We start from the raw sequence: 15,988 nt of genomic DNA on the forward strand, positions 1-15,988 counted from the left end.
GTTATTGATGTTTAATAAGTTACATATATTTCTTGGCGCAACTGTTGCAGATGCAGCAGCAAGACCTTTGCATTGGGTCTATGATAAAAAAAAACTCAATTCCTATATTAAAGGAAAAAAGAAAATTGCTTTCTTTAGGCAAAATAGATCTCCATTCTATTCTATTAAAACAGGTGAAGTTTCTGGATACAACGATGTAGGTCAGGTTATGTTTAAAACATTAACAAAAACTACCAACTATAAAGAAGTTATTAAACTTTTTAAAAAAAATATTGTCAAAAATTTTGGCCCAGGCTCAAGCTATTGGAAAAATTTATCTTTAAGAAAAAAATACAAAAAGATTAAATGGAAAACAGCCATGAAAGGCCCATGGATTCATCAAAATATTTTAGAAACCATTAAAAATATTAAATTAAAAAAAACTATTACAGGGGGAACTAAAGTTAACGAGTCAGATGGGTATTGTGCAAGTCTACCCTTTTATTTTTCAAACAATTCTGACCAGAAAACAAAACAAATTATAAGAACTGTTGCTAATGGCAAAATTAGTGAGCAATTTGCTTTAGCAAAACTTAAGATTATTGATTTAGCTGATAAAGGAGACAAGGATCCAATTAATAGTTTTTTAAGAAAAAATATAAAAAATAAATATTTTAAAAATGTTATTGAAAACATCAAAAAAGTTAAAAGAATTAAGTCAAAACCTCACAATTTTGTTGTAAAGAAATTTGGTAAAGCATGTAGTTATCCAGGCACTTTTAATGGTGCAATACATGCAATTATCACCTCTAAAAGTTTTAAAACTGCCATTGTAAAAACAATTAAAGCTGGTGGATGTAATTGTTCTCGTGCTAATTTTGTAGGTGCTTATTTTGCAGCTTACAAAGGCTTTAAAGGTATCCCTCAAGATTGGATTAAAAAAACAAATCCAGCTAAAGCTATACTGAAGTTTATTGCTTAAATGCAAAACCCATCGATTAAATACATCTTAAAATTATCTATTCCTATTTTTTTTGCAAACTTGGCTATTCCACTTGTTGGCATTATTGATACTGGTTTAATGGGTAATCTTGGTAATTTATCATATTTAGCAGCAACTTCTGTTGCTGGTAATTTATTTTCTATGATTTTTTGGAGCTTTGGTTTTTTAAGAATGGGAACCGTTGGTTTAGTTTCACAAGCTTATGGTAAAGAAGATTACACAGAAATATTTAATATTGTTGTTCGAAATTTAGTTTTTGTTTTACTAATTTCAGTGATCTTAATCTTATTACAAAATTATATATTTAATCTAAGTGTAGGTATTTTTAATTTATCAGACACTACTAGGCAATTTTATCAGGATTACTTTCAAATAAGAATTTATTCAGCACCTGGTGAGTTAACACTTTACATTATAACTGGTTTATTTGTTGGATTACAAAAGACCAAAATCTCAAGTTTAGCCGTTGGTCTTTTTTCAATTCTAAATATAGTTTTAAGTATTATTTTAGTTTCAAAATTTAATTTAAATATTAAAGGGGTTGCTTATGGGACTTTATTCTCAGCACTTTTAATATCCACAACTTTTCTAAGTTATACATTTTGGTATCTAAATAGAATGTCTAAAATTCATATTAACATTAATAAATTAATAGATCTTAATAAACTTAAAAATATTTTTAATATTAATCTAAACATATTTATTAGAACTATATTGTTAACCTTTTCATTTTTTTGGTTTACTTATCTTGGCAGTCAAATTGGTGAAGACTATATTGCCGCAAATGCCATCTTGATTAACTTAGTCTTTTTGTCTGCTTTCATTCTTGATGCTTACGCATTTTCAACTGAAGGTATGGTTGGATATTCTTTGGGTAAAAAAGATATAGGCTTGTTTAAAAAGATTGTTAAAAACTCCTTTATTTTAAGTACACTTACTGGATTAATTATTTCAATAATTTATTTTTTTATTAACAGGTACGTCATTACATTAATGTCTGATATTGAAAGTATTAGAAATCTAAGTTCGTCTTATGCTGTATGGCTAATACTTATGCCCTTCATTTCATCATTTTGTTATCAATTTGATGGAATATTTATTGGTGCTTCACAAACAAAAGAACTTAGAAATGCGATGATTTTCTCAGTATTTTCTTATTTATTAATATCTTTATATTTAACAAAAATAATAGGAAATACTGGAATATGGATTTCCCTGTGTTTGTTCATGGTGTTAAGAGCATTATCTCTATTTTATTATTTAGAAAAAATTTACTTAAGATTTGGTACTATTAAATAGATTCTACTATTCTCAATATAATGATAATGTATTCAAATGTTATTTCGTCAATTATTTGACAAGAGTTCAAGTACCTACACTTATTTAATTGCTTCTGCTAAAGGTAGGGAGGCTTTAATCATTGATCCCGTATTAGAAAATGTTGAAAGATATATACAGCTATTAAAAGAGTTAAATTTAAAGTTAGTTAAAGTAATAGATACTCACATTCATGCAGATCATATCTCGGGAATTGCAGAACTAAGAGATCAAACAAATTGTGTAACAATTATGGGTGATAAAACTCCAGTAGATGTTGTGTCTATGCAAGTTTCAGATGAAGAATTAATCAAAATTGATGGTCTAGAGTTTAGAGCTTTATTCACACCAGGTCATACATCAGAAAGTTTTAGTTTCTTAATGAATGATAGGGTTTTTACTGGCGATACATTATTAATTAGAGGAACTGGAAGAACTGATTTTCAAAATGGTGATCCACAAGATTCATATAATTCTATTTTTAATAAATTATTAAAATTACCAGATGAAACCTTAGTGTATCCAGCTCATGATTATAAGGGAGATACTGTAAGTACCATTTTAGAAGAAAAAAAATTTAACCCACGGCTGCAAGTTAAGTCAGTTAATGAATATATAGAAATTATGAATAATCTTAATTTACCTGACCCAAAATTGATGGATGTAGCAGTTCCTAATAATTTAAAACTTGGAATAGATCTTGATAAGCAAAAGGTTAATAACGGAATTGAACCTGATGAGTTTAAAAATTGCTTATTAGAAAAAGATATAACTTTAATAGATCTTAGAGAGCAAAATGAACTAGATAAAATTGGAAAGATTAAAAATAGTACAAGAGTATCTTTCCCAGAAATTAATGATTATTTAGATAAAAATAAAACTAAATTACAGAATAAAAAGATTTTGTTTTATTGTGCTATTGGTCAAAGATCCACTCTAGCAGTGCAAATATCAAAGTCTTATCAATATAGTAAATGCTTACACTTAATTGGTGGTCTAAAAAACTGGAAACAAGCTGGTTTAGAATTAATTAAATAAATTTAATTATGAATATATTTATAATCTTATCGTTACTGGTAATTGTAATTGGGATTATACTATTAGTAGCTTCTCCTTCGGTATTATTTAAATTAAACTGGAAAGAAAAAACAGGAAAAGATAAGATACTCATGTTTATGTTTTATGGTATTTTGGTTTATATAATAAATATCATTCTTTGGGTCGTCAAATAATCATCAATAGGCTTAATTATTTGAGATTAAGATTTTATTAATTCGTAAATTTTAGCTTTATCCATTTGGCCAATACTTCTCTGTACTTCTTTGTTGTTTTTATAAACAACAATAGTAGTCCAATAATCAATACCTAATTGTTTTGCTATATCGATATCTTTAGTCTGTTCAAAACTTAAAAAAAGAACATCTTTAAATTCTTTTTCAGCTTGATCTAGAATTTTTATCTGTGCCTTGCATGTTGAGCAAGTTTCATTCCAAGAATTAATAACAACTGTTTTTCCTTCAAGTTGAGCTTTTTGAAAAATTTCATTATTAAAAGTTGTGCTTTTATCAGCCGCAAAAGCTTTAATTGTAAATAACGCAAAAATTATAATTAATATTTTTTTCATATTCTAATCATATGTCTTAAAAGTTCGATTAACAAGAATATGATTTTATTTTATAACCCCAATCTTTTTTTGTCTTGAAATAATAATTAATCCACTAATAACAATTATTAAAGCTCCTATATAAGTATTAGTTAATGGCACCTCATCAAATAAAAAATATCCATATAATATTCCCCATAAAATAACTGAGTATCTAAATGTTGATGTGACAGAAACTAGTGCAATTTTAATTGTTGCTATTGAAAAAATATAGCCTAGGGCTAAAAAAAAAGCAGCAATAAACAAAATAAATATATCCTTTAAACTAAAATCATAAAACTTATAAATACTTAACAGGCCAAAAAGAGCCGTAACAACAAAACAGGTCATAAATGCAATTTGTAGACTGGGATAATCTTTTTTAAAATTTTTTGTATACATGTCTCTAATCGAAAGCATAATTGCTGCAATTATAGGAAAGATAAAATAATAACTAGTCTCTAATTTTCCAGGATTAATTACCACCACCACACCAACAAAACCCAATAACACTGCACTCCATCTTCTCCATCTAACTTTTTCTCTTAAAAATATTGCACTAAATGCAGTTAATAAAATTGGTGCCATGCTCAATAAAATATAAACATTTGCAAAGGGTAATAGAGCAATACCAATGAAAAAAAATAAAGCTGCTAAGGATTCTAAAATACCTCTCACTCTCAATTCATTCGAAGTAAAGATTAACTTAAAATTAAGTTCTTTCTTAATATAAAGAAATAATAAAATGAAAAGTAATGTAAAAATACCCCTAATAAAAATGATTTGGTTTAAAACAAATATCTCATCATAGCTTTCGTAAATAACTTTTACAAAAGCATCATTTGTTGCAAATGAGAATTGACATAAAAGCATATAAAATATGCCAAGTAAATCGTTGCTAACTTTAAATTTATGAAACATGAGAGGTTTAATTATAAGTTTTTCTATTGGTAATATACAAAAATCAAAAACCAATAAGAAATAAGTCCCCCAAATATTGTGGCAATAATACTTCGACTAAAATAACCAATAATTATTGCAAATATAGAAGCTAATATTTTTGGATTATTTTCAATATCTATTGCGCCTGCGCTATCTAGAAATATTGGTGGAAAGATTATTGCAGGGAAAATTGCAGAAGGTACATAAGAAAGTATTTTTTTTGTCTTATCGTTTAATATGTCTTCTTTTAATAAAAAAATCATAGAAAACCTTGTTAGGTAAGTAATAATTCCACAATAAATAATTGTCGACCAATGCATTAATTTTTCTTTAAAGTTATCAAAGTTAATAATGTAGCAATTAGTAAAGCAGCTATGGCTGCAACGATAATATATGCTTGAAATGGTATTGTATTGTAGCCAATAGTTGCAACAATACCTGATACCAACATCACAATAATATTTTTAAATTTTCTAAAATCATTAATTAACAAGGCCAAAAAGGTTAAAGAAATAGTAAAACTTAAACCTAACTCTTCAGGTATAACTGATCCTAGAACAATACCTAACACTGTTGATATTTGCCAAACTATCCAACAGGTAAAGCCTGCACCTAATAAGTGGTAATGTTTAAATTCATTTTCTTTATTCTTCTTAAAATAAGTATTTGAGACAGCAAATGCTTGATCAATTAACACGTAAGACAAAATTATTTTCCACGTTAATTTTAAATGAGATAAATATTCTGAAAAAACTGCCCCATATAATAAGTGTCTAGAATTTACCGCACCAACAGAAGTTATTGCAACTAAAGATGAAGCTCCGCCTGAAAATAACTGAAGTAAAACTATTTGAGAGGCTCCACCAAAAATTATAATGGACATTCCAAATGTCATGTACGCACCCAAACCTAATTCCATACCAATAACACCATAAATAATTCCAAATGGAACCACAGGTATCATTAAAGGACTTACGTCAATTATTCCTCTAGATAAGGTTTTTAATCTATCATTCATTTTAAGTTAAGTTTTGTATTAGAAACAAACTATATGATCAATATTAATTGGTCTCTTGATGCCAAATTTTTCATCTACTTGGTGTTGATGAATATGGTGAGAGTGTACAAAGACAGGTATTAATTTATTACTCATAGTTTTAAGAGTATAGATAAAATTTGTTCCCCTAAATTTTCTATCAACAACTTCTAATTTTAAATTGCTCTGATCATCATGTTCCAGATCTTCTGGTTGTAATAAAAGTTGAACTTCAGATCCTTTTGGGTAATGTTTTATAAAATCGCCAGTTATTGTACCTAAGTCAACACTCTCTAAACTGTTTTCACCAGTAACTTTTGCTGGAATTAAAATTCCTCTATTCAAAAAATTAACCACCTCTACAGAATTTGGAAAATGGTAAACGTTATATGGATCATCAAATTGTTTTAATTGTTCATCAAGAATTATTCCACATTTTGTACCCAAGTAAAAAGCTTCATACGAGTCATGTGTAACAATGATAGTTGTTATTTTTTGCTCAGTAAGGATTTGTTTTAACTTAACTTGAATTTCTTCTTTAAAACTTTGATCAATATTTGATAAAGGCTCATCTAATAATAATAAGTCTGGGTTAGATAATAAAGATCTGGCTAAAGAGGCTCTTTGCGCTTCACCAGAACTTATTTGATGTGGAAATTTATCAACTACATGATCAATATGAAGAAATTTAATTATTTCATTTATATTTAACCCTTTTTTCTTCTTTTTATTTCTCTCTGCACCAAATTTTATATTTTCTAAAACATTATAATGAGGAAAAAGTGAATTATCTTGAAAAGCCATTGATATATTCCTATCTTCTGGTTCCACATGAACATCTTTAGAAGAAAGTAATTTATTCTTTAATTTAATTTTTCCTGAATTAATTTTTTCCAGGCCAGCGATTGTTCTAAGTATTGTAGTTTTACCAATTCCAGATGGACCTAGTAAACAAATAATGTCCCCCTGATTTTCAATAGTTAACGAAACATTACATACTTTGTTTTGTGCACTAGCAGTAAACGTTACATTATCAATTTCTAGAAAATTTTTTGTCATATTTTTTAATCTTTAAGAATATAATTAGATGTAATTAAAATAAAGAAACTTGCAATAATTATAAGGAATAATGATGGAGCTGCTGCGGCCTCTAATAAATCTTGAGATGCATAGATATATGCTTTTGTTGCAAAAGTTTCAAAATTAAATGGTCTCATAATTAGCGTAATTGGTAACTCTTTAATGATTTCAATGGCTAATAAAATTCCTATCAATAAAATTGAATTTTTTAAATATGGGACATGTATGTTTTTGAATGTCTTGAATTTAGAATATCCAAGCAGATATGCACCTTCATCAATGGAATAATTAATTTTTAAATATCCTGATTTAATTCCATTGCTCGCTAATGAATAAAATCGAATAAAATATACTAAAACTAGACCAAGAATAGATCCTATAAAAATTGGCTTTATACCTCCCTGACCTAATATACTATTGTCAAACCATGAGATAAAGCTAATGAATGCTACTGCCAAAATAACTCCTGGTATTGCATATCCTGAAATTGAAAAAGTAGTTAGGGCTTCTAAAAATTTACTTTTAGAAACTCTGTTTCCATAATTTGAAATAAAAGCTAGGACAACTAATAAGCAGCTAGATAAAAATACTAAAATTGCAGTATTAGAAAATAAGTCAACTAGATCTAAATCAGCTAAATGTTTTGGAAATAGAATTGTCCAATAAAGCATTTGAAGGACTGGAAATAAAAAACTTATAGTAAAAACTAACATACAAAAAGAAAATGCTAAAAACGACTTATATCCGCTTAAATTAATAACTGATTTAGATTTAAACCCTCCTTTAGAAGGTGAGTGATATTGAGCCTTCTTTCTTGAAAAATTTTCTAATACAAACAATCCAAGAATAAAAATTAATAGGTAAAATGATAATCTGTTAGCAAGAGTAAGATCGTCAAAAGAAATCCAGGCATTATATATTCCTGTAGTAAAAGTAGATATTCCAAAAAAAGATACAGATCCAAAATCTGACAAAGTTTCCATTGCAACCAATGATAAGCCAGCAACTATAGCAGGTCTTGCAGAGGGAAGTATTATTTTAAAAAAAGATTTTTTTTTAGAAAAACCAAGGTTTTTTCCAAGTTCTATTAAATTTTGAGACTGATAATGAAATGATGTTCTGGTTAAAACATAAACATAACCAAATAATGAAAATGATATTGAGATTATAGCACCAATCATTCCATCAAATTTAGGAATATGGGAATTATAATTACCTTCTCCAAAAAGGTTTTTTAAAATTGAAAAAGCTGTTCCATAATTTTCAAAAAAAGCAGTTAGGGAATATGCATAAATATAAGCTGGGACAGCAAAAGATAGTATCAGTGACCATTTAAAAAAATTTACACCTGGAAAATTATAAAATGAAACTAAGTAAGCACATCCAACACCAATTATAAATGTTAAAAATAAAACACCTATTAAAAGTATTAAAGAATTATAAATATAATCATAAAGAAAAGTATTCTTTAGAATTAAACTATAATCTCCAGTAGTTTCAAAAAAACTGCTGAATACAGTTAAAATCGGTGCAGCCACTACTAAAGAAATAAGTAGTGATGATACATACCAAATATTTATTTTTCTAAATCCCATAATTTACATTACCTTAATAATTATTTTTAAGAAACTTCCCTCGTTACCAAGGGAAGTCAATACCAGCTCTAAAACCAATTTGAGAGAGAGATTATAGAGCTAATTCCTAAAATTTTCTTATTAAGCATGGGTTTGTAGCTTTTATTTTTTAGATAGATATTCTATGCAATTTTCAGGAGTTGTTTGATCATATGGATCAGGATCACTTCCATCATTATTCATGCCATCCTCTTGCCACCATTTTTCAACAACACCATCATTAATAATTGTACAATATCTCCAGCTTCTTTGACCAAAACCAACATGCTTTTTGTCAACTAACATGCCCATTGCCCTTGTAAAATCAGCATTTCCATCTGGTAATACCTTAACTTTTCTTAATTTTTGTTGATCAGCCCAAGCATTCATTACAAAACCGTCATTAACGCTAATGCAATAAACTTCATTAATACCTAAGCTTAACAATTTATCATAATTTTCTTCAAATCCTGGTAACTGCTTTTCAGAACATACTGGCGTAAATGCACCTGGTAATGAAAATAGTATTACTTTTTTACCTTTGAATATTTCATCAGTACTTACATCGACCCATTTTCCAATTTTTCTTGTTTTCAAAACTACATTTGAACATTTTTTTCCTTCTATCATTCTATTCCTGTTATTTTTTAAGTGTTTGTTTAATTGAATTACTTGCATTTGAATTTTTTAGTGCTCATAGTTAAATTAGGTAGGGTAAATACCTTTTGTAGAGCTATGAGCACAATCATTAAAAAGAAAATTATGTATTAAAAGGAGAGAGGATATGTGCAACCTCTTTATCTTCAATATCTGATAATTTTCTATTATTTATTTTTCTATTGATTTTTTCACACTCTGCTGCACATGGATCACAAGCTTTCAGAGATTGTGACCCATATACGTCAGAAGATTTATTTAAATCAATATTAAATAAATTCTTTTTCACTAACTTATTACTTCCAACTTGCAGCCAACATACACTCAAGTGCTGTAGCTTGTTGTTTTCCATAATTAGCAACTTTAGTTTCTAAATCTTGATTATATCCAAGACCCATTTGTTTAACTAATGCATGAGGCTCAACACCATCAATCATTGGATATTCAAATGTATTATTAACTATGTGTTCTTGTGCTTCTTTAGTTAATAAAAACTCAAGTAGTTTTTTTGCATTATCAGGGTTTGGTGCAGTTTTAATCACTCCTCCTCCACTAATGTTCATGTGAGTTCCTCTATCTCCTTGGTTAGGGAAAAAAGGTAAAACTTTTTTAGCAGCTGCTTGTTGTTCAGCACCTTTTTTTCCAGATAACATCAAAGCATAATAATATGTATTAGCTACTGCTAGATCAGCTTCACCCGCGGCTACAGCTAAAATTTGAGCTCTATCATTTCCTTTAGAGTCTCTAGCCATGTTAGCCACAATACCTTTTGCCCAAGAACAAGTTGCTGCTTTACCATTATTTTTTACTAATGATGCAACAAGAGATTGGTTGTAAATATTGTTAGATTTTCTTATAACAACTCTACCTTTCCATTTTGAATCAGCAAGACCTTCATAAGTCATACCGTTAAGTTCATTTGCATTTACTCTTTCAGGTGAGTAATACATAATTCTTGCTCTCTTAGCTATCCCAGTCCATTTAGTAGTTCTAAAGTTTGCTGGAACTGCAGCTTTGATTGCAGTTGTCATAGAATTTTGGAACATCCCTTTTGCAGCGAATGCACCTAATCTTCCTGCATCGGCAGTAATATAAAGGTCAGCTTTTGAGTCGGCACCTTCTTCTGTTATTCTTTTTTGAAGAGCTTTATCTTTACCAGATACAACATTTACTTTAATTCCAGTTTTAGCTGTAAATTTTTCGTAAAGTTGAATATCTGAATCGTAATGTCTTGCACTGAATACATTAACTTCAGCAGCAAACGACATGTTTGCAAATAAAGCCATAAAAAATGCAATAATTGTAAGTTTTTTCATTATTATTTTCCGTTTTTATTGGTTGTTTAGTTTGGAATGCTTATTATTAGCATTGAGAATGATTATCAATCGCATTTATTGACGCAGTTTAAATGAGTTAATTAAGATAATATCGCAATAAGTAAATTACTTAAAAAAGACAGAGATATAACAAAGGCTGTAAAAAAATTACAATACATTAAGGTAACTGTACGATTTCTAATTCTTCTTTTTCTTACAAAGGGCTTATCATCGAGATCTGAAATATCTCTTTCACCAATAACCTTATAATCATAAGTCCAACGCCAAATAGAATTACCAAATCTTTTATCACTATTATTGTAATAGATAATCCAAGCAACAATATATCGATGAGAAATATAGAAAATGATTAAAAGTATTCCACTCAAGATCATTTAAATATTAGAACATATTTAAAGGTTAAGTAAAGACTAATTAAAACTGTTCAGATTCTGTAGAGCCTGCCATAGCAGTTGTAGAGCTTTTTCCACTACTTATAGTGTTTGAAACTGCATCAAAATAAGATGTTCCAACTTCTCTTTGGTGTTTAACACTTGTGTAACCATCCTTCTCTCTAGCAAATTCAAGTTCTTGGATTTTAGAATAAGCAGTCATACCTTCTGTTTTATATTTTTCAGCAAGTTCAAAAATTGCAATATTTTGAGTGTGAAATCCAGCAAGTGTAATAAATTGAAATTTATAACCCATCTCACTAATTTTTTGTTGGAATGTTGAGATCTCTGCATCTGATAAATGCTTCTTCCAATTGAACGAGGGAGAACAGTTGTAAGCTAATAGTTTACCAGGAAACTTTTCATGAACTGCATCTGCAAACTTTTTTGCTTCATCTAAGTTTGGTGTTGCAGTTTCACACCAGATTAAGTCTGAATAAGGTGCGTAGGCTAAACCTCTTGAAATAGCTTGTTCAATTCCATGCTTAACATAATAGAAACCCTCCGGAGATCTTTCTCCCGTCAAGAATGGTTTATCATTTTCATCAAAATCATTCGTAATTAATTTTGCAGCATTAGCATCAGTTCTAGCTAAAATTATTAGTGGTACATCTGCAATGTCTGCAGCAAGTCTTGCAGCTTTTAAATTTTTTATCATTGTACCAGTTGGAACTAAAACTTTTCCACCCATGTGACCACATTTTTTTTCACTAGCTAATTGATCTTCAAAGTGAACTCCAGCAGCTCCTGCTTTAATAAATTTTTTTGTTAATTCAAAAACATTTAATGGGCCACCAAATCCTGCTTCACCATCTGCAATAATTGGTAGCATATAATCTGTTCTATCTTTTGATTTCATATCACCATCTTGCAATTCCATATGCTGAATTTGATCTGCTCTTATTAGGGCATTGTTCATTGATTCAACTAATTTTGGGGCACTATCATATGGGTATAAAGATTGATCGGGATACATTTCACCAGCAGTGTTTGCATCAGCTGCTACTTGCCATCCACTTAAATAAATTGCTTTTAATCCAGCTTTAGCATGTTGAATAGCGTGATTTCCAGAGAGTGAACCCAATGTATTAATATAATTTTCTGAATTTAACAGGTCCCATAGTTTTTTAGATTGATGCTTACACATCGAATATTCTATCTTTATTGAGCCTCTTAATCGTTCTACTTCTTCTGGAGTATAGTCTTTTTTGATACCTGAAAATCTTTTTAAATCGTATGAAACTTTAGCTTCTGAGCTCATAGGTAGGTCTTTCTAGATTATGTATTAAGAAAATTAAATCGTATGTAAATTAACGGTAAGAGGGCTTATTTTTTTTCACTAAATTCTTGAGTGAATTCATTCATCCCACTAGAACCCCAATCACAATGATCGTCTCTTAGGTAAATACCCGATTGACTAAATTGATTCTGATTGTTGTTTTCGTTAATTTCTCTTTGATTTTCTTGATTATTATTAATGTTTTTATTGTTCATGTAAACTTTATAATTTACTAAATTTACAAAATCTAATTAATTCGTTAAAAACCTTGTAAAATAAAGAAACTTATTGTAAATTTAAATTTACAAAATTTACAAATAGAGCTTATGAGTCAAATTGATTTAAAAATTGGTCCAAAAATAAAGGCTTTTAGAAGACAGTTAGGACTGCAAGCTAACAAACTTTCAGAAGATTTGGGTATTTCTCCAAGCTATTTAAACTTAATTGAAAGTGGAAAAAGAAAAATAGATGGAGATTTATTACTGAAGGTTTGTGAAAAATTAAATATCCAACTCTCAGACTTAACATCAAAATCAGATGTTAACTTAGAAAATACTATCTCAGAAATTCTAGATGATAAATTATTTGAAGACCTGGATATTCTTGGTCCTGAAGTTAAAGACCTTGTTGGAACAAACCCAAAGATAGGTAGAGCCCTTGTTAGATTGGGAGATATTCTTAAAAAGAAAGATCATGAACTAATTAATAAAATAGAAAAAATTTCAGGAAAAATAGTTGATAATAGAAAAAACTCTTTTCCTGGTGAGGTAATATCTGACTTTCTTCAAGAACATAAAAACTATTTTCCAAAATTAGAAGAGTTTGCAAATAAAGTTTTTGATAAAATTCAAAAAAATAACAGAACTCGATATATTGCCTTATGTGAATATTTAAATAAAGAATATTCAATTACAGTTAAAGATATTTTACCCGAAGAAGGAAAGCCTTTTTCTAAAATTTATAATAGAAATAAAAAAGAACTTCTATTAAGTGATTATAGCTCTTTGGAAACAAAAAAACTTCATGCAGCAGCTCAAATTGCACAAGAAGGTGCAATGAAAGATATTGATAATTATCTATCTAAATTTTCTTTTCCTTCAGAAGAGTCTGAAAAGTTAACTAAGGTTGCTTTATTAAATTATTGCGGTGCAGCAATTTTAATGCCCTACAAACCTTTTCATGCTGAATGTAAAAAATTAAAATATGATTTAGAGCTATTACAAAATACATTTGCAACTTCTTTTGAGCAAGTTGCTCACCGTGTAACATGCTTACAAGATCCAAAATTACCTGGAATTCCTTTTCACATGCTAAGAGTTGATATGGCAGGAAATATATCAAAAAGATTTTCATTATCAGGAATTGATATACCAAGATATGGCGGTGCATGTCCTAGATGGAATGTTTATTCAGCATTCACCCGACCTGGTGTAATTCAAGCAGCTGTTAGTAAAATGACCAATGGTGAAAAATATGTTTGTATTGCAAGAACAGTTGAAAAAGGTGTAGGACGTTTTGGTCAGTCAAAAAGTATATTATCAATTGGTCTTGGTTGTGATGCAAAATACGCAAAAGATTTTGTGTACACTGAAAACATTAATGTTAGTGACAAAACAACTGAAATACCTATCGGTGTATCTTGCAGAACTTGTGATAGATTGGATTGTCCACAAAGAGCTTTTCCACCTTTACATAAAAAATTTGATGTAGATATTAATTCTAGAGGTGTTTCAGTTTATGTTAATGATAATTCTAATTAACTAAGACTTCCAATCACCAATTTTACTAAACAAAAAGTTCCTAAAAGCAGTAATTCTTGCAGTATTCTTAAGTGATTGAGGGTAGACAAAGTGAGCCTCTGTTATGGGTCCTTCTGAATTAGGAAGTACTTTTATTACATTGTTTGAATTTGAAACTAAATATTCAGGAAGCGCTGCTAGACCTACACCAGCTTCAACGGCTAAAAGTAAACCCATTACACTATTAACTTTCATTACTGGTTTTCTTTTTTTAGAATCTTTAATTCCAAGTTTTAAAGCCCAATCTGGATCGTAGACGGGAGATGGTGCCCCTTTACCAAAAGAAATAAATTTATGTTTATTTAGGTCTGAGATTGTTTTGGGCATTCCATATTTTTCTAAATATTTATTAGATCCATAAATATAATATTTAATATCTACTAATTTTTTTTGGATATAATTAAGCTGCTTAGGTCTTCTCATGAAAATACCTATATCTGCCTGTCTAGTACTTAAATCCAATTCCTTGTCATCAAAAATTAATTCAATTTCAATTTCAGGATTTAAAGTCATAAATTCTTGAATTCTAGGTGTTAGCCAGTGAGTACCAAAACTTCTGACTGTTGTAATTATTAATTTACCAGTTGGTTTATTTTTTTGGTCACCCAAAGTAGATTCAACTTCTTTTAGTTTGCTAATTACATCATGGGCTGTTTTAAATAAATACTCACCATTTTCAGTTAATGTAAGACCCCTTGCGTGTCTTTCAAAGAGTTGAACTTTAAGATCCTGTTCTAAAGATTGAATTTGTCTACTTATTGCAGACTGACTAAGGTTTAGGTTTATTGTTGCGTTGGTAAAGCTACCAGCTTCTGCAACTGCATGGAATATTTTTAATTTATCCCAATCCATTTATTTATTAAGGTCAACAATATATCTTCCAGATGTTTCACCTTTTAACATTTTTGGAAATATATCTATTAAATCTTTTAAGCTAACAGTTTTAATTGATTTTTCTAACTGCTCAAAATCAATAAGATCTTTAACTTCATTCCAAACAAACTCTCTTCTTTTTATTGAAGCAGTAACTGAATTTATTCCCCAAAGCTTAACCCCTCTAATAATAAAAGGCATAACTGTTGTATTTAATTTATAATCAGAAGCATTACCACAAGCTGCAACAATTCCATTATCTCTGGTTTGTGCAAGCGCATTTGCTAGAATTTTTCCTCCAACAGTATCAACAACACCGTCCCATAGACCTTTATCTAATGGTCTAGCGTCTTTATCTAAATCTGCTTTATTTATTATGTTTTTAGCACCTAATGATCTTAAGTATTTTTCATTTTCTACTTTTCCTGTAACAGCTGTTACATTGTAACCAAATTTATTTAAAATCATTACTGCAATACTTCCAACACCCCCAGAAGCACCTGTAACCAAAACATCTTTAACTTTTTCACCCAATAAAAGTTCTTCTCTAGCTTTAATTGCAAAAGAACATAATAATGCTGTTAGTCCAGCAGTTCCTAAAATCATAGCTTGTTTAGATGTGATCTCTTTTGGTTTTTTAACTAAATAATCTCCATTAACTTTTGCAAACTGAGAATAGCCACCAAAGTAAATTTCTCCAACTCTCCAACCTGTAAGTATTACCTCGTCCCCTTTTACGAATTTAGAATTATCACTTTCTAAAACAGTGCCTGCAAAATCAATGCCTGGAATATGTGGGAATTCTTTTACTAATTTTGCACCATTATTTAAAATAAGTGCATCTTTATAGTTTAAGTCCGAATAATCTACTTTAACGAGTACATCGCCATATTTTAAAAATGATTTATCTATTGATTTTACTTCTCGTGTAAAACTTTCACCCTCTTGATTAATAACTAGTGCTTTAAAATTATCTGACATTACTATCTCCTCCCTGAGA

Annotated in this window: 18 protein-coding genes; 4 read left to right on the forward strand and 14 right to left on the reverse strand. The window is 29.2% G+C overall.

Annotation, left to right across the window (positions count from 1 at the left end; all coding sequences use genetic code 11):
• Positions 1-7 precede the first annotated feature (7 nt).
• From ABXT61_RS04410 to ABXT61_RS04420, 3 genes are read left to right on the forward strand one after another with little or no spacing between them, the layout of a single operon-like run.
• A complete protein-coding gene (locus ABXT61_RS04410; protein WP_415314565.1) occupies positions 8-961 on the forward strand; it encodes an ADP-ribosylglycohydrolase family protein in 954 nt (317 codons plus the stop codon).
• Positions 962-2,281: an MATE family efflux transporter gene (locus ABXT61_RS04415; RefSeq protein ID WP_415314566.1), complete on the forward strand. Its 1,320-nt coding sequence runs from the start codon at positions 962-964 to the stop codon at positions 2,279-2,281.
• A 36-nt stretch (positions 2,282-2,317) separates the two neighbouring features.
• Positions 2,318-3,337: an MBL fold metallo-hydrolase gene (locus tag ABXT61_RS04420; RefSeq protein WP_415314567.1), complete on the forward strand. Its 1,020-nt coding sequence runs from the start codon at positions 2,318-2,320 to the stop codon at positions 3,335-3,337.
• Positions 3,338-3,557: 220 nt separating this feature from the next.
• Here the strand turns inward: ABXT61_RS04420 and ABXT61_RS04425 are convergent, their stop codons facing one another.
• From ABXT61_RS04425 to ABXT61_RS04480, 12 genes are all read right to left on the reverse strand, one after another.
• A complete protein-coding gene (locus ABXT61_RS04425) occupies positions 3,558-3,923 on the reverse strand; it encodes a TlpA family protein disulfide reductase (protein WP_415314568.1) in 366 nt (121 codons plus the stop codon).
• A gap of 45 nt (positions 3,924-3,968) precedes the next feature.
• On the reverse strand, positions 3,969-4,862 hold the full coding sequence (locus ABXT61_RS04430) for a DMT family transporter (protein ID WP_415314569.1): 894 nt from the start codon (positions 4,860-4,862) through the stop codon (positions 3,969-3,971).
• A 23-nt stretch (positions 4,863-4,885) separates the two neighbouring features.
• Positions 4,886-5,203 (reverse strand): AzlD domain-containing protein, encoded by a 318-nt coding sequence (locus ABXT61_RS04435; RefSeq protein ID WP_415314570.1) that lies wholly within the window; start codon positions 5,201-5,203, stop codon positions 4,886-4,888.
• Positions 5,203-5,901 (reverse strand): AzlC family ABC transporter permease, encoded by a 699-nt coding sequence (locus ABXT61_RS04440; RefSeq protein ID WP_415312943.1) that lies wholly within the window; start codon positions 5,899-5,901, stop codon positions 5,203-5,205. The genes ABXT61_RS04435 and ABXT61_RS04440 overlap by 1 nt, the downstream gene beginning before the upstream one ends.
• 18 nt (positions 5,902-5,919) lie before the next feature.
• Positions 5,920-6,978 carry an ABC transporter ATP-binding protein gene (locus ABXT61_RS04445; protein WP_415314571.1) on the reverse strand — a complete coding sequence of 353 codons (1,059 nt, stop codon included), beginning with the start codon at positions 6,976-6,978 and terminating at the stop codon, positions 5,920-5,922.
• A 5-nt stretch (positions 6,979-6,983) separates the two neighbouring features.
• Positions 6,984-8,594 (reverse strand): ABC transporter permease, encoded by a 1,611-nt coding sequence (locus ABXT61_RS04450; RefSeq protein WP_415314572.1) that lies wholly within the window; start codon positions 8,592-8,594, stop codon positions 6,984-6,986.
• A 141-nt stretch (positions 8,595-8,735) separates the two neighbouring features.
• A complete protein-coding gene (locus ABXT61_RS04455) occupies positions 8,736-9,239 on the reverse strand; it encodes a peroxiredoxin (RefSeq protein ID WP_415315939.1) in 504 nt (167 codons plus the stop codon).
• A gap of 133 nt (positions 9,240-9,372) precedes the next feature.
• Positions 9,373-9,558, reverse strand: coding sequence for a hypothetical protein (locus tag ABXT61_RS04460; RefSeq protein ID WP_415314573.1), 186 nt, complete (start codon positions 9,556-9,558; stop codon positions 9,373-9,375).
• Between the two features lie 7 nt (positions 9,559-9,565).
• Positions 9,566-10,585: an extracellular solute-binding protein gene (locus tag ABXT61_RS04465; protein ID WP_415314574.1), complete on the reverse strand. Its 1,020-nt coding sequence runs from the start codon at positions 10,583-10,585 to the stop codon at positions 9,566-9,568.
• Between the two features lie 101 nt (positions 10,586-10,686).
• A complete protein-coding gene (locus ABXT61_RS04470) occupies positions 10,687-10,980 on the reverse strand; it encodes a hypothetical protein (RefSeq protein ID WP_415314575.1) in 294 nt (97 codons plus the stop codon).
• A 40-nt stretch (positions 10,981-11,020) separates the two neighbouring features.
• Positions 11,021-12,298: an isocitrate lyase gene (gene aceA / locus ABXT61_RS04475; protein ID WP_415314576.1), complete on the reverse strand. Its 1,278-nt coding sequence runs from the start codon at positions 12,296-12,298 to the stop codon at positions 11,021-11,023.
• 65 nt (positions 12,299-12,363) lie between these two features.
• Positions 12,364-12,531 (reverse strand): hypothetical protein, encoded by a 168-nt coding sequence (locus ABXT61_RS04480; RefSeq protein WP_415314577.1) that lies wholly within the window; start codon positions 12,529-12,531, stop codon positions 12,364-12,366.
• A gap of 111 nt (positions 12,532-12,642) precedes the next feature.
• Between ABXT61_RS04480 and ABXT61_RS04485 the strand changes: the two genes are divergently transcribed.
• Positions 12,643-14,076: a helix-turn-helix domain-containing protein gene (locus ABXT61_RS04485; protein ID WP_415314578.1), complete on the forward strand. Its 1,434-nt coding sequence runs from the start codon at positions 12,643-12,645 to the stop codon at positions 14,074-14,076.
• Here ABXT61_RS04485 and ABXT61_RS04490 read toward each other — a convergent pair whose 3' ends face one another.
• Together ABXT61_RS04490 and ABXT61_RS04495 are read right to left on the reverse strand one after the other, a co-directional pair.
• Positions 14,077-14,967, reverse strand: a complete 891-nt coding sequence (locus tag ABXT61_RS04490) for a LysR family transcriptional regulator (RefSeq protein WP_415314579.1) — start codon at positions 14,965-14,967, stop codon at positions 14,077-14,079.
• Positions 14,968-15,969 carry an oxidoreductase gene (locus ABXT61_RS04495; RefSeq protein ID WP_415314580.1) on the reverse strand — a complete coding sequence of 334 codons (1,002 nt, stop codon included), beginning with the start codon at positions 15,967-15,969 and terminating at the stop codon, positions 14,968-14,970.
• Positions 15,970-15,988 lie beyond the last annotated feature (19 nt).

The organism is Candidatus Pelagibacter sp. Uisw_137, from assembly GCF_047720245.1.
Lineage (GTDB): Bacteria > Pseudomonadota > Alphaproteobacteria > Pelagibacterales > Pelagibacteraceae > Pelagibacter.

Bases quoted from the DNA above. Each gene is read 5' to 3' on its own strand.
- ABXT61_RS04465 (WP_415314574.1), bottom strand. From the start codon at position 10,585: ATGAAAAAACTTACAATTATTGCATTTTTTATGGCTTTATTTGCAAAC.
- ABXT61_RS04420 (WP_415314567.1), top strand. From the start codon at position 2,318: ATGTTATTTCGTCAATTATTTGACAAGAGTTCAAGTACCTACACTTAT.
- ABXT61_RS04430 (WP_415314569.1), bottom strand. From the start codon at position 4,862: ATGTTTCATAAATTTAAAGTTAGCAACGATTTACTTGGCATATTTTAT.
- ABXT61_RS04445 (WP_415314571.1), bottom strand. From the start codon at position 6,978: ATGACAAAAAATTTTCTAGAAATTGATAATGTAACGTTTACTGCTAGT.
- ABXT61_RS04410 (WP_415314565.1), top strand. From the start codon at position 8: ATGTTTAATAAGTTACATATATTTCTTGGCGCAACTGTTGCAGATGCA.
- ABXT61_RS04435 (WP_415314570.1), bottom strand. From the start codon at position 5,203: ATGCATTGGTCGACAATTATTTATTGTGGAATTATTACTTACCTAACA.
- ABXT61_RS04425 (WP_415314568.1), bottom strand. From the start codon at position 3,923: ATGAAAAAAATATTAATTATAATTTTTGCGTTATTTACAATTAAAGCT.
- ABXT61_RS04490 (WP_415314579.1), bottom strand. From the start codon at position 14,967: ATGGATTGGGATAAATTAAAAATATTCCATGCAGTTGCAGAAGCTGGT.
- ABXT61_RS04480 (WP_415314577.1), bottom strand. From the start codon at position 12,531: ATGAACAATAAAAACATTAATAATAATCAAGAAAATCAAAGAGAAATT.
- ABXT61_RS04450 (WP_415314572.1), bottom strand. From the start codon at position 8,594: ATGGGATTTAGAAAAATAAATATTTGGTATGTATCATCACTACTTATT.
- aceA (WP_415314576.1), bottom strand. From the start codon at position 12,298: ATGAGCTCAGAAGCTAAAGTTTCATACGATTTAAAAAGATTTTCAGGT.
- ABXT61_RS04485 (WP_415314578.1), top strand. From the start codon at position 12,643: ATGAGTCAAATTGATTTAAAAATTGGTCCAAAAATAAAGGCTTTTAGA.
- ABXT61_RS04440 (WP_415312943.1), bottom strand. From the start codon at position 5,901: ATGAATGATAGATTAAAAACCTTATCTAGAGGAATAATTGACGTAAGT.
- ABXT61_RS04495 (WP_415314580.1), bottom strand. From the start codon at position 15,969: ATGTCAGATAATTTTAAAGCACTAGTTATTAATCAAGAGGGTGAAAGT.
- ABXT61_RS04470 (WP_415314575.1), bottom strand. From the start codon at position 10,980: ATGATCTTGAGTGGAATACTTTTAATCATTTTCTATATTTCTCATCGA.
- ABXT61_RS04415 (WP_415314566.1), top strand. From the start codon at position 962: ATGCAAAACCCATCGATTAAATACATCTTAAAATTATCTATTCCTATT.